The 21478-nt window shown below is 42.7% G+C and carries 18 protein-coding genes; 7 read left to right on the top strand and 11 right to left on the bottom strand.

Going from position 1 to position 21478, the window contains the following annotated elements:
• Positions 1-53: 53 nt before the first annotated feature.
• The 3 genes from H6G96_RS29645 to nfi form a co-directional block, all read right to left on the bottom strand.
• Complete coding sequence (locus H6G96_RS29645) at positions 54-2009, bottom strand: FHA domain-containing protein (RefSeq protein WP_190916254.1); 1956 nt, start codon at positions 2007-2009, stop codon at positions 54-56.
• 147 nt (positions 2010-2156) lie between these two features.
• Positions 2157-2690 carry an FHA domain-containing protein gene (locus H6G96_RS29640; RefSeq protein ID WP_190916252.1) on the bottom strand — a complete coding sequence of 178 codons (534 nt, stop codon included), beginning with the start codon at positions 2688-2690 and terminating at the stop codon, positions 2157-2159.
• A 107-nt stretch (positions 2691-2797) separates the two neighbouring features.
• Entirely contained in the window at positions 2798-3463 is a 666-nt protein-coding gene (gene nfi, locus H6G96_RS29635) for a deoxyribonuclease V (RefSeq protein ID WP_190916250.1), read from the bottom strand.
• Between the two features lie 240 nt (positions 3464-3703).
• Here nfi and H6G96_RS29630 point away from each other — a divergent pair, with 240 nt between their 5' ends.
• The 5 genes from H6G96_RS29630 to H6G96_RS29615 all read left to right on the top strand — a co-directional run bounded on the left by H6G96_RS29630 (position 3704) and on the right by H6G96_RS29615 (position 6082).
• Positions 3704-4225, top strand: coding sequence for a hypothetical protein (locus H6G96_RS29630; RefSeq protein ID WP_190916248.1), 522 nt, complete (start codon positions 3704-3706; stop codon positions 4223-4225).
• Between the two features lie 177 nt (positions 4226-4402).
• A complete protein-coding gene (locus tag H6G96_RS41640; protein WP_242063438.1) occupies positions 4403-4585 on the top strand; it encodes a hypothetical protein in 183 nt (60 codons plus the stop codon).
• Positions 4530-5534, top strand: coding sequence for a hypothetical protein (locus tag H6G96_RS41635; protein ID WP_242063437.1), 1005 nt, complete (start codon positions 4530-4532; stop codon positions 5532-5534). Before H6G96_RS41640 ends, H6G96_RS41635 begins: the two co-directional genes overlap by 56 nt.
• Positions 5535-5646: 112 nt before the next feature.
• Positions 5647-5862, top strand: coding sequence for a type II toxin-antitoxin system HicB family antitoxin (locus H6G96_RS29620; protein WP_190916246.1), 216 nt, complete (start codon positions 5647-5649; stop codon positions 5860-5862).
• Complete coding sequence (locus H6G96_RS29615; protein WP_190916244.1) at positions 5855-6082, top strand: type II toxin-antitoxin system HicA family toxin; 228 nt, start codon at positions 5855-5857, stop codon at positions 6080-6082. Before H6G96_RS29620 ends, H6G96_RS29615 begins: the two co-directional genes overlap by 8 nt.
• A 213-nt stretch (positions 6083-6295) precedes the next feature.
• Here the strand turns inward: H6G96_RS29615 and H6G96_RS29610 are convergent, their stop codons facing one another.
• Positions 6296-10003 (bottom strand): PAS domain S-box protein, encoded by a 3708-nt coding sequence (locus H6G96_RS29610; protein ID WP_190916242.1) that lies wholly within the window; start codon positions 10001-10003, stop codon positions 6296-6298.
• A gap of 566 nt (positions 10004-10569) precedes the next feature.
• Here H6G96_RS29610 and H6G96_RS29605 point away from each other — a divergent pair.
• Entirely contained in the window at positions 10570-11535 is a 966-nt protein-coding gene (locus H6G96_RS29605) for an aldo/keto reductase (RefSeq protein ID WP_190916240.1), read from the top strand.
• A gap of 34 nt (positions 11536-11569) precedes the next feature.
• Here H6G96_RS29605 and H6G96_RS29600 read toward each other — a convergent pair whose 3' ends face one another.
• The 7 genes from H6G96_RS29600 to purC form a co-directional block, all read right to left on the bottom strand.
• Positions 11570-12835 carry a DNA cytosine methyltransferase gene (locus H6G96_RS29600; protein WP_190916238.1) on the bottom strand — a complete coding sequence of 422 codons (1266 nt, stop codon included), beginning with the start codon at positions 12833-12835 and terminating at the stop codon, positions 11570-11572.
• A 91-nt stretch (positions 12836-12926) separates the two neighbouring features.
• Positions 12927-14096 (bottom strand): lipid-A-disaccharide synthase, encoded by a 1170-nt coding sequence (lpxB, locus tag H6G96_RS29595; protein ID WP_190916236.1) that lies wholly within the window; start codon positions 14094-14096, stop codon positions 12927-12929.
• Between the two features lie 141 nt (positions 14097-14237).
• Positions 14238-15056 carry an acyl-ACP--UDP-N-acetylglucosamine O-acyltransferase gene (lpxA, locus tag H6G96_RS29590; RefSeq protein WP_190730597.1) on the bottom strand — a complete coding sequence of 273 codons (819 nt, stop codon included), beginning with the start codon at positions 15054-15056 and terminating at the stop codon, positions 14238-14240.
• Positions 15057-15367: 311 nt separating this feature from the next.
• On the bottom strand, positions 15368-15892 hold the full coding sequence (fabZ, locus tag H6G96_RS29585; protein WP_190916234.1) for a 3-hydroxyacyl-ACP dehydratase FabZ: 525 nt from the start codon (positions 15890-15892) through the stop codon (positions 15368-15370).
• A 55-nt stretch (positions 15893-15947) separates the two neighbouring features.
• Positions 15948-16823 carry a UDP-3-O-acyl-N-acetylglucosamine deacetylase gene (gene lpxC, locus H6G96_RS29580; RefSeq protein ID WP_190916232.1) on the bottom strand — a complete coding sequence of 292 codons (876 nt, stop codon included), beginning with the start codon at positions 16821-16823 and terminating at the stop codon, positions 15948-15950.
• Between the two features lie 204 nt (positions 16824-17027).
• Positions 17028-19514, bottom strand: coding sequence for a BamA/TamA family outer membrane protein (locus tag H6G96_RS29575; RefSeq protein WP_190916230.1), 2487 nt, complete (start codon positions 19512-19514; stop codon positions 17028-17030).
• A gap of 128 nt (positions 19515-19642) precedes the next feature.
• Positions 19643-20380 carry a phosphoribosylaminoimidazolesuccinocarboxamide synthase gene (gene purC / locus H6G96_RS29570; protein ID WP_190916228.1) on the bottom strand — a complete coding sequence of 246 codons (738 nt, stop codon included), beginning with the start codon at positions 20378-20380 and terminating at the stop codon, positions 19643-19645.
• Positions 20381-21205: 825 nt separating this feature from the next.
• Between purC and H6G96_RS29565 the strand changes: the two genes are divergently transcribed.
• Positions 21206-21469 carry a hypothetical protein gene (locus H6G96_RS29565; RefSeq protein WP_190730619.1) on the top strand — a complete coding sequence of 88 codons (264 nt, stop codon included), beginning with the start codon at positions 21206-21208 and terminating at the stop codon, positions 21467-21469.
• The last annotated feature ends 9 nt before the right edge of the window (positions 21470-21478 follow it).

The raw sequence follows: 21478 nt of genomic DNA, 5'->3' as shown, positions 1-21478 counted from the left end.
GAGCGACATAAAAATATAAATACTGTATTCATCCTGCCTTCTTCCTTCTGAGACTAAGGTGACTGATTTAACACCCACTTCAACCACTGCCTAAAGGAACTTATACTATTCAAACGATGGACTCCAGGCGCACGGGTGGCGGCGAGTCCATCAACGGCGACTAATGCAGCATATTGCAAGCCCAAGAAACTATCAACTGCGGCATAAGGGCCACCTAAAGTAATAGCCCCAGCAGCATACATTTGACCTTTGCCACTACGCATCTCTACTAGCTCAAAATTGTTCGCTATAGTCAATCTCCCTAAATGGTTAAGTGGAAGTTTGTAATGTTTCACCAAATCTGATATTAGGGGATTAGCATCTACCTTGGCATCCAGTCCAGTAGCATCAACAATAAAATCAGCTAGCAATTTCATTTCCCCAAACTTTTGCTCTCGGATATGGGTAATAGTCCGGTTTTGGGCATCTCGTTCTACATCCAAAACCTCTCCAAAAGTAATTTGATACCAGCCTTCGCTGATCCCTTGGGCAGTAATTTGTTGCCAGTCGTGGCGGTCGGCGGTGGTAGTTCCACCCCAGTCTGCTAGTAAGCGTTTGCGTTCATCGGGGGTGGCTTTTTCTAACATTGCCCGGAGTTCACCGCCCCAACAGGCTTTGGGCCAGTTAAAGGGTTGAAATTCGTAATGATTTTTGACTAGGCGCTGGGTATTTTGAAATTTGTTGCCTTGAGGTTTTGGCGATCGCATTAAATGCAAAACTGCAATATTCTGATTTCGCTTTCTTACTTCATAAATGCGCTGTACAATCCGCGAAGCCACGATTCCTCGCCCACGAATCAATACCGTACCACCATGTCGCTCTAGTTGCTCATAAACATGATCGTGTGCTTCATAAGCATTCACGACAGATTTAAAATCTTGATATTTTTCTCTATAAGCTTGCAAATCTGGAAGAAACTGAATTGCTGGATACCCGGTAGCTAAATGTAAATAACGAGTAACTAAAAAAGCATAATTTCCTGGGGCGCGAGAATAGGCTACGCAATACCTGCCATCATCAGTTTTGCGAATTACCCTAACTCGCCCATAACGATAAATTTGATTCCAACCAATGCGCTTCGCCTCCCGGTCTATGGAATCAAAGACGTTACCTGCACGGGGTGTATAAGTTTCCGCAAATGTTGGTTCAGCAAACACTTGCCATAAATACTTGAATGCTGATTTCATCTCCCCCTTAGTGCAATCGTGCCAAGCCTCACGCAAGGCATAACTAGGCCAGCCCCAAATATTATCAGGACAAGAGTCAGAATTTGATCGCAGTCTTTCATATAAGGGAATTTGCGAATTCAAACAAAGGCGCTTGTAACGAGCATAAGGTTCTCCTTCTAATCCCAAAGCCACAATTTTGTCAGCACGCACACCACTAATTCGCAGCAAATCAGCCCAAACAAAGCTACCCAGTCCCGCTCCGATCGCTAGATAATCAGATTCATCTACTGGTAAACCTGTAGCATGAAGTGCTTGCACAGCAACATTTTCCGCCTGAAGCGCTAGTGGCGGAAAATTACTCGCCAAGGGCGTTAACGGCTGGGCTACAGGCAAACTAGGGTCTGGAAGATTGGTATTTGCGTTGAAGTGAATCGTTGAAGGAGGGGTGGTATCTGGTGCAGGTACGTTAGCAGCAAAGGTCACTGTGATTAGATATGGGCCAATTTGCAACGTATCGCCATTAACCAAAACACTGCGCGTTTGTGGTTGGCCATTGACATACACACCGTTAACGCTGCCTTGGTCAATAACTACCAGATGATCTTGTTCCCAGTCAATTAGAGCATGGTAACGAGAAACTTCGTTACTGTTAAGCAGCATCCGAGAAACGCGCATTCCTCGGAGTTCAGCAGGTAAGCGAACGAATTCTCGACCAAAAGCGATCGGCATATTCAACCTTGGTTCTCGCCGTTCACCCGTCGCTGGTTCTTCCCAACTCAATTGGATTTGTTCATTAGTCATTAGTCATTGGTCATTGGTCATTTGTAATTGGGTATGGGGCATTGGGCATTGGGCATGGAAAAAACTCTTCTCCAGTCTCTACTTGTCACTCCTAACTTCTAACTCTTAACTCCTAACTTCTAACTCCTAACTCTGAACTCCTAACTTCTAACTCCCTCCTACCAACACACTCACAGCCGCAGCTAAAGATGTGCCACACCAACGACAGCCAATTTGTAGATTTTCTCCTGGGGAAACTTTATGACATTTGGGGCATTCTAAGCCATAAACTCCTGGTGTTGGTGAATACTGGTGATGTCCTGTATGGACTAATGGATGCGGTGGCAGCAAAATTGTTACTGGAATACTGCCTGTGGAAATTTTAGTAACTTTGAGTTGTATTTGTCCCAAAGAGATATTACTGCCTTCAGTTAAAGGCACTTCACCTTGGACTAATTGCCGTCCATCGATCAGGGGGGGATTTTGCGATCGCAAATTCCTGATATAAAAGCGCTGCTGCTGGTGATGAAAAAATATTTCAACGTGCAGACCAGAGACAGTGGGGTGACTCAAAACAATATCGCACCGGAGTGGATCACGACCAATGCGGACAGTACCATGATTTTGGCTTGGCTGTTGTTCGTAAATGCTCTGAGTTTTATCTTGACCTGCATCGTGCCACTGTAAAGTTAGTGCGTTCATTGTTCTAACTTCGTAAATCGTATTTAGCTACTTCAACTTCTTTCTGTGCGATTCCTAACACGCTTGAGTCGGTACAAGCAAGTATTTGAGAAAAATTTCAACAAGCTTTATTTAGCCGACGCTAATTTATCAGCGATGCGCGTAGTTTCTGGCAGCCGATATTTGGGCGTGCAGCGTAATACATAGTCAATCGCTGTCGGTAAACTAACTCGATGGCCACTGGAGATGTAGAGAGGTTTTACTCCTACGCGTGTGCGTAAAACTGCGCCAACTGTTTCACCTTTATATATAAGTGGTTGTCTGCTGCCTTTTGTTTCTGGCAATTCCTCATACTTACCTACCAACCTGGACTTGGCTACACCAATTGTCGGCATATCTATGAGTAATCCTAAATGGCTAGCTATACCTAATCCACGGGGATGGGCGATTCCTTGACCATCACACAGGATGATATCTGGTGTTGTTTTAATCTTCTCCAGGGCATCGAGAACAGCTGGAATTTCCCGAAATGAGAGGAACCCAGGAACATAAGGAAAGGTTGTAGGACGGTGTGCTAGGCTTGTCTCGATTACTTGCAAATCAGGGAAACTCAGTACTGCGACAGCTGCACGGCTAATTGTTCCATCAGCTTCAAAACCCATATCCACTCCAGCAACGTACTTGATAGGTTCTTGGAGTTGATCCTCAGTAATTACTTGATCGCGCAGCTTTTCTTGGATAACGATGGCTTCTTCCAGCGTCGAGGGCCAAGTATGATCTCGATAAAACTTCATATTTAAAATTTGAATTAAACTGATTAATATTAATCCTGTTATGGCAAGCACAAAAACAAGAGTTTTTGATGTTGATACAGGTAAAATCTATTTTTTGCAAAAGTCTGTGAATGACTATCTTTATCCTAGACATTTTAGCCAAGGTTAGCTGATATCTTGCATCATAATGTTACTTAAGGCTGTCAAGAGGGAATCCTGAGAATATAAGTTGATTTTTTTAGATTTTCTCTTTTACTGGTTATGACACAGCCAAATATTCTGGAACTTGCAAAACAGGGAGATGTACAGGCGATCGCATCTCTGATGAACCGCCACTTACACCCCAAAGGAATCACTGCACAGGTTGCCTTCCAAGATACTTGCTTGGAGGTAATACTAGAATCTCCCCAAGTACTAAATCAGCAAGTTTTAGTTCCATTTATCCGCAAAGGGTTAACCGCGTTAGGGGCTGCATCTATTGAAATAGTGAAAGTTTACGGGCAACAAACTGGTAAGGAGTTTCCATCTTGGAGTAAAGAGTTTAATTTAGGCATAGCAGAAGCTGAACTAGAAGCAGTAGATAATGAACACTCTTCTAGTAATCCTCAACCCCTAACTATTTGTATTAACTTAAGCGGCGATACTGCACAGGGATTAACAAACCAAGATTTTGAGTTTATTGCTAATCAAATCAGCACTGATATTTTATCATCTTGTTCTGAAATTTTTATTCAAAAAGTAAGTATTACTAATGGTAGTTCTGTGATTACAAAGGAACGCTAATGTTTAAAACTTATGACGCAGAAAAATAGTCTAAAATTGTTGTTTTTGCAGCAATTATAATAAATTTCGCTATATTTTAACTATAAGACTTTAAAGATTTTTAAAATGTTGTTTTTATCTGTAAATGGGGAACCCTGAGATAGAAGATATTTTCTTAGGTTTTCGGATTTATTGGTTATGACACAGCCAAATCTTTTAGAACTTGCAAAACAGGGAGATGCACAAGCGATCGCATCTCTGATGAACCGTCAATTACAACCCAAGGGGATTACAGCGAAAGTAGCACTCAAGGATGCTTGCGATAATGCTAGAATCTGCCCAAGTACCAAATCAGCAAGCCTTGGTTGCATTTCTCCGTAAAGGGATAACTGGTTTAGGTACTGCATCTATTGAGAGAGTAAAAATTTACGGACGACAAACAGGTGAGGAATTTTCAGCTTGGAACCAAGAGTTTGAACTAGTAGTACAAAATAACTGGTCGTCTTTACATATAGAAGAAGATACTACAAGTCAGATATCTCTTTCAAGCTTAGATACAGAGGAAAGTAAGGTTTCGGAACCCTCTATACAAAGTAAAAATTCAAAATCACCAAACACATTAGAGGGAGAAAAATGGGCTAATCTAGGCGGTTTACTTCTATTAGCTTCGTTGATACTATTATTTATTAACTGGCAGTTTGCATTAACAACATTTGTTGTAGCGATGATAGCTTATAACATCTATCAAGGAACACCAGCCGGTAAATATGATACAGAAAAACGGAAATTAGAGTCTGAAAAAAAGGCCGAAGAAGATAGATTGAAAAAAATACAGCAAGAAGAAGAAAAGAATATCGAGAAAATACAGCAAGAAGAAGCCAGAAGGCTGTTGATAGATAACGTCAAGTCTGAAGTACGAAATCTAAAAACAAATTTAGCTCACGATTGTATCAATGAATTCATCAAAGTTAATGCCAGATTAAGTGTAGGTGTCAGTTATATGGACTTACCTAGTGTTATAGCCTCAGCCAAATTAGCAACTCAACTGTTTGAAAAATCAAAAGATTATCATGTGTGTCTATACTTGAGTGAATTGATTAAGAAAAATATGTTTTACTATGAACTTTCTTTCCAATGTTTTGATAAAAGGTTCCATAATATTATATTCAATGAATATTTAGAGCAAATAATTATAAATTTGTTTCCTGAGCTGAAAGGGAGAAAAGTTTATTTTGATTTTGATTCTATAGTACAAACCATTTGGATGAAAGCTGCACAGTGTTCTGATGAAATTGATGATATTTTGGAATTATCTGACAATAATAATTAAGCTGATTAATTGAGGTAATAGTTAAACACTACCTGAAAGCTAAACTAGAAAAAGCAGTGCGTAGCTTGCCGCCATAGACATCGCTCAACTATCCCTATCAAAACAAAATCCCATGAAAATCAAAACATTAACTGTCATTATTCACAAAGAAGAAGATATGTATGTTGCTGAGTGTCCTGAAGTTGGCACAGTTGACCAAGGTGAAACAATTGAAGAAGCTCTTGCTAATCTTAAAGAAGCTACAAAGCTATATTTAGAAGAATGTCCTTTACTCGACACTGATACTAGTCCCAGGTTTGTAACTAGCATAGAGGTTAGCTATGCCTAGATTACCAAGAATATCAGGCAATGAGACAGTTCGTGCATTAGAGCGCTTAGGATTTATTCAAACTAGACAAACTGGTAGTCATGTTGTACTTAAAAAACCAACTTTAGAAGGAGAAATTGTTTGTGTTGTACCACTTCACCGCGAGTTAAAAGTTGGCACACTCAGTGGTGTTCTTAAGCAAGCAAAGGTTTCACCAGAAGAGTTTATAGAGAATTTGTGAGCGCGTAGGCGTACTTGCTACGCGTAGCGTCTCCAAGAGTTGGCATCGCACCTCAAAGCTAAACTATCAAAAGTAGTGTATAGTTTACCGCCATAGGCATCGCTCTTATTTTCACCTATCCTGATTAAATGCGATATTCTCACATTTAGGATTGGTAGTATCACGGCATCTAACCTGAAGATAGACTTAAATATATAACAAATCTAAGAACTCTTAATTGAGCTTAAAGTACAAGCTGGATGCGATTAATGCATCTATCGACTTGCTATCAAGTGGCTGAGAGAAAATATATCCTTGTGCGTTGTTGCATTTTTTAATTTTAAGATGTGTTAATTGCTCTATTGTTTCTATACCCTCTGCTATTACATTTATGTTAAGACTTTGTGCTAGAGAAATAATCGCCTGAACAATTTCCAAGTTTTCTCCATTAGCACCAATGTTGATAACAAATGAACGATCAATTTTCAATGCACTAAAGGGAAAATGATGCAGATAACTCAAGGATGAATAACCTGTGCCAAAATCATCTAGATGTAACTGAATATTCATCTGTTGTAATTCCAAAAGCATAGCAGTGGCTGAGTCAGAATTTTTCATCAGTACGGTTTCAGTAATCTCCAACTTTAAACTGCTGCCTTTTAGACCAGAATCGAGCAGAATTTGGCGAATTTCCTCAATCAAATTGGGGTGGAAAAACTGTTTACTAGAAATATTGACACTGATGCTTAAGGGTGGGTTAGTAGGAAATTTAAATTGCCAAGCCCGCATCTGACAACAAGCTTCGCGTAACACCCAATAACCAATCGGCACAATCAGCCCAGTTTCTTCTGCTAAGGGAATAAACTTTTCTGGAGAAACAATTCCATGTTCAGGATGTTGCCAGCGCACAAGAGCCTCAAAGCCAATAATTTGATAAGTTTCTAACGAGACAATTGGCTGATAGTAAACCTGAAATTCTTGGCGTTCAATTGCCCGTCGTAGATCCATTTCTAACTGTAATAACTGGGCAGCTTGAGTGTACATACTAAAATCAAATATTTCATAGCGTGCTTTTCCTAATGCTTTAGCACGGTACATTGCAATGTCAGCGTCACGGATGAGTTCTTCTGATAGATTATAAGTGTTTGTGCCTAAAGCGATACCAATACTTACAGTAGTAATTACTTCATTTCCACCAAGATTAAAAGCTCCTGTCAAAGCTACATTTATTCTGTTCGCTACATTTTTTACATCATTTAAATCTTTGATATCATCTAATAGGATTGTGAACTCATCTCCACCTAAGCGGGCAACTGTATCTCCTGCACGGAGGCACCTTTCTAATCTGCGTGCCAGTGCCGTTAGCAATTGATCCCCAATTATATGACCAAGGCTATCGTTGATAACTTTAAAGCGATCCACATCTAGGAACAGGACAGCGAATCTGTAGTCTGAATGACGTTTTGTTAGCGCCAGCGCCTGCTCCAATCTTTCGACAAATAAAGCACGGTTTGGCAATCCAGTTAGTGAATCGTGAAAAACATCATGAATTAATTGTGCTTCGGTTTGTTTTTGCTCCGTAATATTCAACACCGTACCAATGAAGCGGATCGGTTTTCCGTTTGCATCAAAGTAGGCTTGCCCTTTCGCTCTCAGCCAGCGTTCAACTTTATCCTGAATGCCAATCGTTCGATACTCAGTGTCATAAGAGCCACCTGATGCTGGGTTAAACGCCTCTTGAATAATTTCTTGAAGACGATCGCGATCATCGGGATGTAAGCCCTCAAAAAACACCTCTCCACTACTCTCGGCATCGGGTGGTAGCCCAAACATGGCTTTGCAGCCAGTATCCCATTTCAATTCTCCTGTAACTAGATTCCAATCCCAGGTTCCCAATTGAGCAGAGGCGATCGCCATCCGCCAACGATCTTCATTCTCCCGCAGGGCTTTCTCAGACTGTTTGCGATCGCTAATATCCTTGAACAGGATGGCCACTTTGTGGCTCTCTGGCTGCTCAATGCGAAACGCATAAACATCAAACCAGCGATTCATTGCCTCAGAGCCATTTTCAAAGCGAATGGCTTCACCTGTTAGAGCGACTCTGCCATAAGTCTGAAACCAAAATTCTTCCAGATTGGGAAGGAGTTGGCGTACCGTTTTACCCTCTGCCTGTTGGAATCCGGTTTGTTGTTCAAATGCAGGGTTAATTTCTAGGAAGCGATAATCAATCGGCGTATTGTTTGCATCAAATAACATTTCAATAACGCAAAAGCCGTCTTCCATCGTTTCAAACAGCGTGCGATAGCGTTCCTCAGATCGCCGCAGGGCTTCTTCTGCTTGTTTGCGATCTGTGATATCAATAACTGAGCCGATGTAGCCTTTATACTGCCCATCTGCCTCAAACCAGGGACTTGCCGCATCAATTGCCCAACGATATTCACCGTCCTGACGGCGTAAACGGTATTCTGCTCGAAAGGCTTTTTGATGCGTATTAGCGCTTATAAATGTTTCTTGAGCAAATGGAAAATCCTCTAGATGCACCGCATTCAGCCAACCAAACCCCAGCCCTATTGCTTCGGTTTGCCCTGTGAACTCATACCAGCTTTGGCTGAGATAGGTGCAGTATCCGGTGGCATCCGTCACCCAAACCATTACAGGTGCATTGTCTGCCATTGTGCGGAATCGTTCTTCACTCTGGCGCAGGGCTTCATCGACCTGAATCTGCTCGGTGATCTCTTGACAAACGGTATTGATGCCAATAATGCGATCGCCATCCTTTAATGGCAAAAAGCTCTCCAACCACACACGCTCTACTCCCGGTTGTGCCGGAGTTTCCCCCCGAATTTCGACGTTTAGTAGCGGTTCTCCCTTTTCTAAGACAGGGCGTAGCAACTCTTCGGCAGTATCAGCGATGTTAGGCAATAATTCTCGAATTGTTCGCCCAATGTGTTCCTCTACGGAAAATCCATTGATCTGTGCCAATCGCTGGTTAATCCGCACAAAACGCAGGTTGGTATCGAGAACGTTCAACCCAATTGGGGCAGACTGGTAAATGCTTTCAATCTCAGCCAGTTGCCGTTGCAGTATTGATTTGCTTTCTTGTAATTCTGCTTCTACCTGCTTGCGATACGTCATGTTTTGGGTGAGTACCATGCCTGCAAAAATCTCACCCTGCTCATTACGGACAGGTAAAGTATGTACTTCATAAATCTGATTGGAGTAAAGCACTTCCTGGACTGAAATGTGACCCGCCAGTGCCGCACGATACATCGGCTCAATTTGCTCACAGGTTTCTGGAGGCAGAACTTCCCAAATGGTTTGCCCCACCAGTGCCGCTCCATCTAATCCCAATTGTTTGATTTCGCTACCTTCAATGAGCAAAAAGCGCAGGTCATGGTCAAACAGGTGAACTGCGCCATTGGGGATGTGTTGTGTCAGCGTTCGATACAAGGCTTCTCGTTCTGCCAGGACTGCATTTGTCTGTTCTAACTGGGCAGTCCGTTCAGCAACGCGTTGTTCTAGTTTCTGGTTGGCGCGTTGTAGGGCGGCTTCGGTCTCTTTTTGCTGGGTCATGTCACGGGCAACGCAGTATATCAATCCCCGGGCAATCTGCGGTGATGCTGTCCATCCCAGCCATCGGTAGCAGCCATCTTTCGTCCGGTAACGATTCTCGAAATTGAGCGTTGGTATCCCAGTTTTCACCTTCTCCATTTCTGATAACGTGGCGAAGTGGTCGTCTGGATGCACGAAGTCTAAAAAAGGACTAGCTAATAATTCTGCTTCTGAGTGGCCGAGGGTTTGGGTAAATGCAGGGTTGATCCGCTTAAAGTAGCCATCCAGACCAATGACCGACAGCAGATCAAGCGATCGCTCAAAGAAAAAGGCTTCTTCAGATAGAACCAATCCATTCACGGGTAAGGCAACAGGATCTTTCGAGGTCATAACAGAATTACGAAGCAAATAAAGCGGAATTAACGCAAAGCAGACGAGATAAGTTGGGATGAATTAATACTCAAGCGCTAACACAAATTAAGAATTTGCACATCAGTATAGTTAAGATTTTTTCCATTCGCAGTTAGCAAAGGAAAATCATGAAATCTAGCTGTAGCAACAATCAGTCGGTCAAAGGGTATCTATGGAAGTCACTTAATTGAGTTGAATTAATTACTATTGGCAGAGACAAATTTAATAGTTGTACCCGATAATAAGCTAAAGCAATTTATAGCTCTCTATCAACGACTAAAGGTATAATTATTTTCTTTTTGCCTACCCATTTGGTTACTTTTTAGCAAGAAAAGATGCCGATTTCTAAATATTCAGACTCGTAATCTTTTAAGCATTGTCGCTGTTATTTGATTAGGCGTGAAGCTAGCCTTACTCAATGCTCTACTTTTTTAACCAACGATCAATGCTTTCCTAGTGTTCCTATATCAGTAATTCTGCTTTCTGAAATTAATTATCCCTAGCTAAAATTTATAATAAAAGTAATTTCGCCCCCGGAGCCAATCATGACAGAAGGAAAAACGCGGCGTAATTTCCTAATAACCAGCATTTCTGTAACTGGAGGTATTGTGGCAACTAATGCTTTTGGGCAAAATACTACCAACACCGCAACACCGCCAGCAAGTATGCCAGAACGGATGCTGGGACGCACGAAAGTAAAACTCCCGATCTTCGGGTTAGGAGGAGCAGGACAAACGCCGCTATCCTGGGAAGGAAAAGAGGATGATGCTGCGGCAATTATTCAAAGGGCGTTGGAACTTGGTATTCGTTATTTTGATACGGCAGCTAGTTATGGGCCAAGTGAAGATTATTTAGGTAAAGTGCTACCACCCCATCGCTCAAAGGTGTTTCTAGCAAGCAAGACTGATCAAAGAGATCGGGATGGTGCATGGCGAGAATTAGAGCGATCGCTTAAACGTCTCAATACAGATTATCTCGATTTGTGGCAGTTGCATCGCGTCTCTTTTTCTGAAGAACTCGACACCATCTTTAGTCCATCTGGTGCAATTAAAGCTTTAGAAGAAGCTATAGAGCAAAAGCTGGTGCGCTTCGCAGGTATTACCGGACATCACGACCCTCAAGTGATTGCTGAAGGCTTACGTCGCTATCCTTTCCACAGTACACTGATTCCTGTGAATGCCGCCGATGAACACCACCCACAGCCATTTATCCCAGTGGTTTTACCAGTTGCTCAAGAAAAAAATGTTGGTGTGATTGCGATGAAAGTTCCGGCTTATGGACGGCTGTTTAAACCGGGTGGATTGAGAGGTATGGAGCAAGCTTTAGGTTATACAATGTCTCAACCTGGAGTTCATTGTTGTGTAATTGCAGCAGAAACTATTTCACAATTAGAGAATAATGTCAAGATAGCGCGGGCTTTTGTGCCTCTTAAAAAGGAAGAATTAACAGCGATCGCAAGGCAAACTGCTAATATTTGGGAAGATACTACATTCTTCCGTAGCTGGACTTAGCTCAACCTTGCACATATTACAGAGTGTATTTTTATCAGTCACGCTGGTAATACTGTGCCGCTTGCGACATATTAAATTGTAGTAGCTTCTCCTCTCCTAACTCGTATTGAAAACTGGGCTTCAAAGGCGAAATATTCAAACTACGAATAATTTCCGCGGCCACAGCCTTTGCTAGTAGCGGTGGCACAGAGTTACCTACTTGTCTAAATCCGTGCCATTTGGTTACATGAAATCTAAACCAATCGGGGTAAGAATGTAATCTCGCTGCTTCTCTGACAGTGATACAGCGCGGTGTAAATGGATGAATTGGTCTAGGAGATGTGAAAGAACCCCTGTACTTATCTGTTCCGGCTCTTAAAGTATTGCAAACACCAGCAGGATGCAGCTTATAAAAACGACTAATTTTTTCTCTCTCGCCTTGTTGAGTTTCCTGAAAACGTTGAATAGTTTCTACAGAATGTTTTGTTCTTAAACTGGAAGAAAGTATTCGCAAATCATATTCACGTTTGTAAGAATAATCATCGTCTAGGAATTTTAATCCGCGAAGTACACGAGCGTAGTTACTAGGCTTTTCGTATTCTGCTATAACCCAATCTCTTATTAGTAACTCAGGATATTTTTGTATTTCAGGTAAATCTTTAATTGCATCCCATACCGTCGGGCCTAATGGAATATCAGATATTTTTTTTAAAGTTAAATTATTTGATAATGCTTGTTTAGTAATCGGCTGGGGATATTTTACTAACTCTACATCCTCTCTTGCACCTATGAGAAATAATCTCTCACGCGACTGTGGTACTCCGTAATTTGCAGCATTGAGAACTTGGTAATTTTCTTGTACTTTATAGCCGTGAATTTTAAACTCGCTAATTAAAGATTCGAGGATTTGTTTATGTTTACCAACTGTGATCCCCCGAACATTTTCCATCACAAAAAATTTTGGTTTTAGTTCAAAAACCAGCCGATGAAAGTGAAATACCAAAGAGTTCCGTGGATCATCAACAACTCGTTTACCAATTAGAGAAAAACCTTGACATGGTGAGCCACAAATTACCACATCAATTTCGCGATCGCCAATTTTAGAACGACTCCTAATTTCTTCCCCGGTTGTATCCACAACACTTTTACATAACACTGAGCAATAAGGGAAGTTAAACTCATGTGTTGCACAGTGGATGGGGTCAATTTCTACAGCCGCTAGCACATCAAAACCAGCTTGCTCAAAGCCAAGAGTCATACCGCCCGCACCAGCGAATAAGTCAACTGCGATCGCTCGTTGTTTTCTCATCTCATGAGCCATGACACCTCTAAAGGGATTGGGGGTTGGGTATTGGGTATTGGGTATTGAGTATTAAATATACAAAATTTTCCCAGTCCCTAGTCGCCAATCCCTAATCGCCACTCACCGCCACCATTTGCAAAATTTCTTGAGCAGCCCGATCGCACACGCCAACTTCTCCTAAACTACGCCGCATTTCTTCATAATCTGCCAAAGTTTGGTTTCTGCGACTGGGATTAAGTAGCAGTTCCATCGCTGCTTGGATAATATTTTCTGCTGTGGCTTCCTCTTGTAAAAATTCTGGCACAATCGGCTTCATCACTACTAAATTAGGTGGCGATGCAAACGTTACAGAACCCTTGAGGATTTTACGAGCTATCCAAGCAGTTAGGGGACTTAAGCGGTAAACTACAACTTGCGGCACATTTAACAGAGCAAGTTCTAAGTTGACAGTACCAGATTTGCTGATGGCTAAATCAGCCGCGGCAAAAACTTCCTTTTGTTGGCCTAATAGAACTGTAGCTTGCAAACCGTAACGCTTAATAGCCTCCTCAATTGGCTTTCTATAGACTTCCAAAGATAGTGGAATCCAGAAATGAACTTCAGGTAATTTAGCTTGAATCGTTTGGGCAGCTTGAAAAATAATTGGTAAAAGATATTTTAGTTCTTGGCGACGAGAAGCAGGGAGAAGTGCGATCGCAATTTGTTCTGGCGCAATCCCCAATTTTGCACGGGCTGCTTGGCGGTTAGGAGCGTCTTGCATTCGGTCAACCAAAGGATGCCCTACCCAACTAACTTCTGCCCCTTGCTGGCGAAAGTAACGGGCTTCTTGTGGAAAGATTGCCAACAGCTTATCTGTAAAGCCAACAATCCGGTTAGTTCTACGCAAACTGATTGACCAAGCCCACTCTTGGGGAGCGATGTAATACACCACAGGCACATCTGCTAACTGACGTTTCATATAAGTCCCAATTTCCAGATTGGGAGTCATATAATCGATCAGCACCACTAAGTCAGGTGGATTTTGCTTTAAGAAAGCGATCGCCTGACGTTGCACCTGGAGAGTCGGTAAAATATAAGGCAGCCCTTCTAAAATACCCATTGAGCCAATACTACTGGTATTGCCTAGCAGAATTGCCCCAGCCTCCACCATTTTTTCACCACCCAGCGCCACAATCTCTAATTCCAACCCAATCGCCACAGCTTGACGCTTCAGCGCTGTAATTAGCAGCGACCCTTGTAAATCGCCAGATACTTCGCCAGTGCTGATAAATATCCGCATTTGATAATTAGATAATTAAAGTTAGAAGTTAGGAATTAAAAGTGAAGAATTAAAAGTGAAGAATTAGGAATGAGGAGTGAAGAGTTAAAAAATGTAATTTCTCAACTCATAACTCATAACTCCTAACTCCTAACTCCTAACTCACGATTCATCACTCGCGCCTTTTTTCCCCTTACCGGGAATTAAACCACGCCTTCCTGGCATCTGAGAAAGTAGCAGAAAGCGACGCAGATGTTGCAATTCTTCGCTATTCCCTAACAGTTCTAGTTGTTCCAAGGCATCCTTAAAGGACAAATTAGAACGGTAGAGGATGCGGAAAGCTTTTTTCAGCATTTGCAAATCTGCTGAGTCCATACCAGAGCGTTTGAGTCCCACAAGGTTAAGGGTTCGCACCCGCGCCGGATTTCCCTCCACTAGCATATATGGGGCCACATCCCGGTCAATACGTGCCATGCCTCCCACCATTGCCTGTCTACCAATATGCACAAATTGATGGACACCTAAAACCCCACTCAGCCTAGCGCGTGACTCTATATGCACATGACCTGCCAACGCCACAGAGTTAGCAATCACTACTTGGTCTTCAATCACGCAGTTATGAGCTACATGGGCATAAGCCATCAGTAGGTTACCATCACCAATTACTGTTGCTTCACCAGCACCAGTAGCGCGGTTAATAGTAACGTACTCACGAATTAAGTTGTTATCACCAATTTTGACCCAGGTTGGTTCTCCCACAAATTTGAGATCCTGGGGTTCCATGCCGATGGCTGCACCTGTAAAAATCTGATTTTGCGCCCCAATTTCACAAGGTCCCTCTAACACAGCATGAGCGCCGATTATTGTTTCAGGGCCCACTTTGACATGCGCTCCAATCACAGCATAGGCACCGACTTGCACTGTATGGTGGAGTTCCGATTTCGGATGAATTACAGCAGTTGGATGAATTAGCGTTTTCAAGGGTGAATCTCCAGAACTGTCTTGATAAGCCAGCGCCGGGTGGGGTTTTTAAAGCAGTGCGTTACCCTGGTTAAGAGAGTTATACTGACTGCCATCCCATTTGAGGCGACTGGCATTGTTGAGCGTTAAGTATTTCAGTGAACGAGAGTGTCGGGCAAAGCAAGTTAAGTGTGTTCGTGAGTGCGTCTCGTAAAGAGGGCGTCGAAAATCAAGAAATTATCAGATGCTGTTGTGGATTTTTTTACTTTCATCCTTTTTCAGGATTCAGCAAGGGCATTTCACGGCTATGCCAATACCACGAAAGCAAACTTTTAGTTAACTAGAGAAAACATTAATTCCCCTTCACAAGCAAGTTGACCGTCAACTTCGGCACGACCTTGCATCTTACCGAAACGACGTTGTTTTACCCATAACAGTTCCACTGTCATGACTAGTTGATCTCCGGGTACAACTTGGCGGCGAAACCGAACTTTATCGATACCAGCGAAGACAAAGAGTCCGCCTTCTACCGAAGACATTTGAGTTAAAACAATGCCTCCAACTTGTGCCATTGCTTCGACAATTAGCACCCCTGGCATCAGTGGTCGTTCAGGGAAATGTCCTGGGAAATGGGGTTCGTTGATAGTGACATTTTTAACGCCAACAGCTTTTTTACCTGGAACGTAGTCAATTATTTTGTCTACAAGTAAAAATGGATAGCGGTGGGGTAGCAATCTCTGAATTTCTTCAGATGTAAAAGTTGTTTTAATCTCAGAGTTGATTGTAGTCTCATTTATAGCCTGTGGTTTGGTAGATGTAGTTGTATCGATGGTATTCACTTCAGTGAGGATTGACATTGGCCGTGTGGTTAATGTTTCATTTGATTGAGTAGGCAGGCGTAGATAGAAAGCCTTAATAATCCTGGATTTTAACCTTTAGAGCAGATCCAAAATCTAAAATTTTCTGAGCCAGTTGAATGTGTAAATTGTGACTGGCTTTATACGCTAAAAAATGAGCAATAGGAAAAGTTCCTAGTAAACTTAAATCTCCTACTAAATCCAAGATTTTATGACGGACTGGCTCATTTGCAAATCTTAATGGTGGATTTAACCAGCCTTCTGGGCCACAAACGAGTGCATTATCCAAACTGCCACCTTTAATTAACCCTGTTTGTTGTAAATGTTCAATTTGATGCAGTAACCCAAAAGTGCGGGCAGGAGCAATTTCTGTCGCAAAGCTAGCAGAAGCGTTTTCAAGTTCAGCGTTTAGCAACCAACTGTGCCATTGATTACCAATAGCGGGCAGGTCAAAATCAATACCGTAACTAAAGCGGGTTTCTGCTGCTGGGAGGGCACATACAAAGGCATCGCCTTGATAGACCCATATTGGTTCTGTAACAGCCAAAGGAGCTTGGTTGTTAATAGGTTGTGATACTAAGCCAACTTGGGCAATATTAGCTGTCCATACACTTGCTGAACCATCTAAAAGTGGAACTTCTGAACCATCAATTTCAATCCGGGCATTATCCACACCCATACCCGCAAGGGCTGCCAACAAATGTTCTACCGTGCGAACATATACCTCACTTTTGCCCAACTGAGTTGAGAGAACAGTGTGACTAACAGCCGCAACTTGGGCTGGAATGATCGGCAAATCCGGTAAATCCACCCTCACAAAGTAGCGTCCACTTCCTGCCTCAGCCGGTAGTATCCGCACCTGGGTACTCACACCGCTATGCAATCCCACCCCTATTTGGGTGATTTGGGCGGCTAGAGTGTGCTGTTGCATGGTCTAAAAGTCAGTATATTTCTTTTAGTATTGTTCATCGTCTGTTTTGGTAAAATCCCTGATATTCCCTTATTAATGTCATTAATCCCTTTATCGGAACAGTATTGAGGTAAATGTAAAAATTAGCAAGCTAATCCAAAAAAGATAATTGTCATTTGCCCTTTGTGATTCACTAATGACCAATGACAACTGACTAATGACAAGTTAAAATCTTTCGCCAATACCGAAATTAATCCGACTATCACCGTCATCGTTGATACCGTAATCAATACGAATTGGCCCCAGTGGAGACTGGACGCGTACGCCGAGACCATAGCCGTAGCCACTGCCGTTCTTATTGAGCACTTCAGCTGCCTGGGTACTAGTTCCCAAGTCACTGCCAATATCAAAAAATAGTGCGCCACTGACTACTGAAAAAACTGGGAACCGATACTCAACTGATGCTTGCACATAAGAGCGTCCACTAGCTAATGCTCCTTCTTCATAACCTCGGACGGAGTTGCTACCGCCAATGGTAAAAGCTTCGTAGGGAGGCAAGTCACCAAGGATGGTTCCCGCTTGCACATTAAATGCTAAGGTTTGTGCCCCTTTGCTGAGGTTAATCAATTGAATGGGTAAATATTTGCTGTAACTACCCCGCAATCTGGTCAGCAAAATGTTACCTTGTCCCACAGGTACTGACTGGTCTATTCCGAAGCGGAGATAAGAACCGCTAGTGGGTTGCAGAGGGTTATTACGGAGATCACGCTGTGCCCCTAGTTGCAATAGCAATAAATCGTCTTCACCCGCACCAGAGAAGCTAAGTGGAATTTCGCCGCTAATGCGGTTCCCATCGTCGTCAAACACCGCTCCTGTTCTTCTGATATCGCCATCGGCATCACGGGCGGAAACTCTTTGATACTGGAAACCGGCTGAGGCTGTCCATACCGAAGTTTTGTAAGGATTGGGGGAAAGGGGGCGGGTAAAGGTGACACCGCCACCTAGACGGAGGATGCGGGGGCGATCGCCATCATCCGTTTGTCCTTCCTGAAACGTCCTAATATCTTGATCTTTGCCATCAAAAATCAATGATATAGAACTGCGGCGAAAAAGATTGACTGTGTAGGAAGTCCGGTAGGGATCTCCGGCAATCCAGGGGTCTGTAAACCGCGCATCAAACAGGAATAACTCTTGCGCTCCTATTTGTACTTCTGCCCCCAGTTTTTGGTTCCTACCGTTCAGGTTTTGCTGTTGATAGCTAACTGTTCCAAAAAGTCCACTAGCAGAACTAAACCCTGCCCCGGCTGCAATAGAACCACTACTGCGTTCAGCTACATTCACGACCACATCCACTTTGCTAGGGTCAGTACCAGGGTCAAGGGAGACATTCACATCTTCAAACAGTCCTAGTCCATACACTCGCTGTAAGTCTCTTTGCACTGTGTTGCGATTGAATACTTGTCCTGGCTTCAACTCCACTTCTCGGGTAATGATGTAATCCTGTGTCCGTCCCCGAATTGGTTGTCCCTTCTCGTCTGTCTCCTGGCCATCTTTATTGCGGAATCGGACTCGAATGTTTTCTACTACACCTTCTGCTATTTGCAAGGTAACAACCCCGTTTTCAGAGACTTGTGGCGCTCCAATCACGTTAGCTAGTACGTAACCTTGGTCTTGATACCGCTTGTTTAACTGCTTGATGCCTTCTTGCAAATCACGTAAGTTGAGGATTCTGCCATACTGATCCTTAAAGACTTCATCCACAGTATTAGCTGGAAGTACAGAAGCAACACCAGTGCCAGGATTGGCTTGCACTTCTACCTTGCTTAAAACGGGGTTAGGCTGTACAACAAAGCTCACCCGGACTCCCAAGGGGGTATCTTCTGGCGCTGCTTGCACGTTGGAGAAGAAGCCAGTACCAAAGATGGCGTTAATATCTTCTTGCAGTTGGGTGCGGGTTGTCGTTCGTCCTGGTTGGGTACGAATTACTTTGTAAACTTGTTCTTCCAGTTCTGGTGATAGTTGGCCAGTTTGTGATCTAATTAATACTTCCGACACCAATACGCGGGGATCATTGGCTTCTGGGGCTGTGTTGGGTTGAGTCTCTCCCGGAGTTGTCGGCGGGTTAACATTCTGCGGACTGGGAGTCGCACCTGGGGTTGGAGCAGGTGTTCGTTGTTGACTATCTGGGAATGGAACATCAGGAGCGGTAGATGGTTCTGGAGTAGTGGGTAATAAAGGTTCCGTTGTCGGTGGATTGACATTTTCTGGAACTGGAGCTGTCTCAGGAGTAGGGGAAAGGGTTGGTTGTTGAATTTCTGGCGGTGGAATGTCGGGAGGGGGAGAGGGCTGCTGATTAGAATTAGGATCTATTGGAGGGGTTTGTGCAGTTTTTGGGGTTGTGGAGGTTGGCACTATTACCTTTGGTACCACGTAGGCGTAGTCCGCCGCAGTCATCGCTGCTGGATTGGCAGGGTAAACTGCGACAATGCGGGATTTATCCGCCTCCATAACCTCTGTGGGATTAGGTCGAGATTCTAGACTTTTACTAGATTCAACCTGATCTGTGTCCTTTTCTGGCTGCTGATTTGTTTCTAGTGTCAAAACTTCTGTTGTCTGTTTTGAACTGTTGGCGGTTTCTGCACTTGCACTCAATGAACCGCCCCAAGGGGCTGCAATTGCTACTGCTGCCAGCAATAAGGGAGATAAACGCATTTTACTTTTGATTCCTCTTCACGACCACACACACCATCACAAATAGTCATTAGTCATTAGCCGTTGGTGAATAACAAAGGACAAGTGACAAAGGACAATCCACACGAGTTTAATTGATTTTTACCCACTTAATTATTACTCTCTACTGCTTTTAGCACTCTTTGTAAAACCTCCTGGTAGGCATCCTCTACATTTCCTAAGTCCCGGCGAAAGCGGTCTTTGTCCATTACCCGGCGGTTTGAGTCTTCTTCTGCGGTATCCCACAAACGGCAAGTGTCAGGGCTAATTTCGTCTGCCAAGAGCAACTGCTGTTGTGAGTCCAAACCAAACTCTAGTTTGAAGTCTACTAGGGTAATGCCACATTGTTGCCAAAATTTCTGGAGAAATTCATTGATTTGCAATGCTAGATGTGTAATTGCGTCTACTTGTTCCGGAGTAGCTAGTTCTAGCAGGTACAGGCGATCGCGTGTCAACAAAGGATCTCCTAATTGATCGTTTTTGTAATAAAATTCAACCAAAGGCTGTTTCAGAATTGTACCCACTGGTAATCCTGTTTGCTGACACAAACTGCCAGCAGCAATATTTCTGATAACCACTTCTAAGGGTAAAATTTTTACTGCTCTCACCCGCATCTGATTCGGGGTAGGACTGTCAATAAAGTGAGTTTTTATACCATTTGCCTCCAACTGTTTAAAAAGCTGGCTGGAAATGCTACAATTAATCTTTCCCTTTTCTTGGATACTGCCGCGCTTTTGGGCGTTAAACGCCGTGGCATCGTCTTTAAAATCGGCCAACAAGACTTCCGGATCGTCTGTTGTATAAAGAATTTTGGCTTTGCCTTCGTATAACTTGGAATTAACAGACATGGTGGCAGTAAAGTTCTAGGCGATGGATAAAATCTGTCCTTTGAGGCTTTACCATTTTATCTTTAGTTACTAACTATTAGCCATTGATGATTATTTAACAGGGTGCAAGGACAAGGGTAATTAGGCAGAGGTCTATAGCAGGAAACCTTAACACTGGAAAAGGGCAGACGGGCACAGAGGAAAATTTTTTCACCTTTCTATTTTCTCCTTTCCCTGTTTTTGGTCACTGGTCAGCAGAAAGTTGCTAAACATTCACAACTGAATCTCTAACTTTTAACAGAGGACAATTCGCTTTAACGCGTAGTATATTTACCTAAGTGGTTTTTCCCTAAAAATCTGTAGTTATTTTTGCAAAAATGATAATTACTAGAAATACGGGTGTTTTTTAGCAAAATTTAACCCAGAGTTTCTACCGAAGTTAATTACAATCAGAACTTTATAAATTTAAGATGAGATAAATTTACAACTGGGAGGGAAGTCAAATATTCTCTGTTAGTTACTTTAGGAGAAATCTTTTTGTAACTTTTACAGTAAAAGTATTTCAGGCTTTATTTTTTGGTCTCAAAATCTAAATCAACCAATTCCCGCATCATTAAGTTGGAAAAGGAGTTCATATAGTTCGAGTTACCGCAGTCTGACCAAAGAGGTAAAGGAGCGGGGAGGATTTGGAACTTTACAGCAATCAAGGCTTTCAGAGCAACTACATTTATGTGGTCTTCTCCCCTACCCCTTGACTCTTTTATGACAAAACGTAGATATCAGGGTACCAAATGATTCAGCTTTAGAGACTCAAACACAAAGGGAGTTGATAAATTGGAGAACAAAATAGTGAACAAAGATGATTTTCTTTACCCTCGCGGCCGCTACTACGGTCAGGTAAAGCCAGAAAACTTGGTTTTTAATGCTAATCTACAGGAATTTGCCCAACGAGTAAGCTACATTTGCAACTTAGAAACAAATGGAAAACTGCCTCCAGGTGAAGCTTACGAACAAATAAGGGATCTATGGCAACAGTTGAAACGCTCAAAAATAGAGCTAAGAATTGGCGAAGATCCGTTTAAGGATGATCAGGGAGAGGTTGAAGGTTGAAGGTTGAAT

Source organism: Nostoc sp. FACHB-892 (genome assembly GCF_014698795.1).
Lineage (GTDB): Bacteria > Cyanobacteriota > Cyanobacteriia > Cyanobacteriales > Nostocaceae > Nostoc.
Note: the sequence above shows the minus strand (reverse complement) of the source record. Positions and strands in the feature narration are given on the sequence as shown.

What these genes read in the sequence shown, in the direction of transcription:
- lpxC (WP_190916232.1), bottom strand. Translation starts at nt 16,823, where the DNA reads ATGCAACAGCACACTCTAGCCGCCCAAATCACCCAAATAGGGGTGGGA.
- H6G96_RS41640 (WP_242063438.1), top strand. Translation starts at nt 4,403, where the DNA reads ATGACACAGCCAAATCTTTTAGAACTTGCAAAACAGGGAGATGCACAA.
- H6G96_RS29610 (WP_190916242.1), bottom strand. Translation starts at nt 10,003, where the DNA reads ATGACCTCGAAAGATCCTGTTGCCTTACCCGTGAATGGATTGGTTCTA.
- H6G96_RS29630 (WP_190916248.1), top strand. Translation starts at nt 3,704, where the DNA reads ATGACACAGCCAAATATTCTGGAACTTGCAAAACAGGGAGATGTACAG.
- purC (WP_190916228.1), bottom strand. Translation starts at nt 20,380, where the DNA reads ATGTCTGTTAATTCCAAGTTATACGAAGGCAAAGCCAAAATTCTTTAT.
- H6G96_RS29575 (WP_190916230.1), bottom strand. Translation starts at nt 19,514, where the DNA reads ATGCGTTTATCTCCCTTATTGCTGGCAGCAGTAGCAATTGCAGCCCCT.
- lpxB (WP_190916236.1), bottom strand. Translation starts at nt 14,096, where the DNA reads ATGCGGATATTTATCAGCACTGGCGAAGTATCTGGCGATTTACAAGGG.
- H6G96_RS29600 (WP_190916238.1), bottom strand. Translation starts at nt 12,835, where the DNA reads ATGGCTCATGAGATGAGAAAACAACGAGCGATCGCAGTTGACTTATTC.
- nfi (WP_190916250.1), bottom strand. Translation starts at nt 3,463, where the DNA reads ATGAAGTTTTATCGAGATCATACTTGGCCCTCGACGCTGGAAGAAGCC.
- H6G96_RS41635 (WP_242063437.1), top strand. Translation starts at nt 4,530, where the DNA reads ATGCTAGAATCTGCCCAAGTACCAAATCAGCAAGCCTTGGTTGCATTT.
- H6G96_RS29615 (WP_190916244.1), top strand. Translation starts at nt 5,855, where the DNA reads ATGCCTAGATTACCAAGAATATCAGGCAATGAGACAGTTCGTGCATTA.
- H6G96_RS29620 (WP_190916246.1), top strand. Translation starts at nt 5,647, where the DNA reads ATGAAAATCAAAACATTAACTGTCATTATTCACAAAGAAGAAGATATG.
- H6G96_RS29640 (WP_190916252.1), bottom strand. Translation starts at nt 2,690, where the DNA reads ATGAACGCACTAACTTTACAGTGGCACGATGCAGGTCAAGATAAAACT.
- H6G96_RS29645 (WP_190916254.1), bottom strand. Translation starts at nt 2,009, where the DNA reads ATGACTAATGAACAAATCCAATTGAGTTGGGAAGAACCAGCGACGGGT.
- H6G96_RS29605 (WP_190916240.1), top strand. Translation starts at nt 10,570, where the DNA reads ATGACAGAAGGAAAAACGCGGCGTAATTTCCTAATAACCAGCATTTCT.
- fabZ (WP_190916234.1), bottom strand. Translation starts at nt 15,892, where the DNA reads ATGTCAATCCTCACTGAAGTGAATACCATCGATACAACTACATCTACC.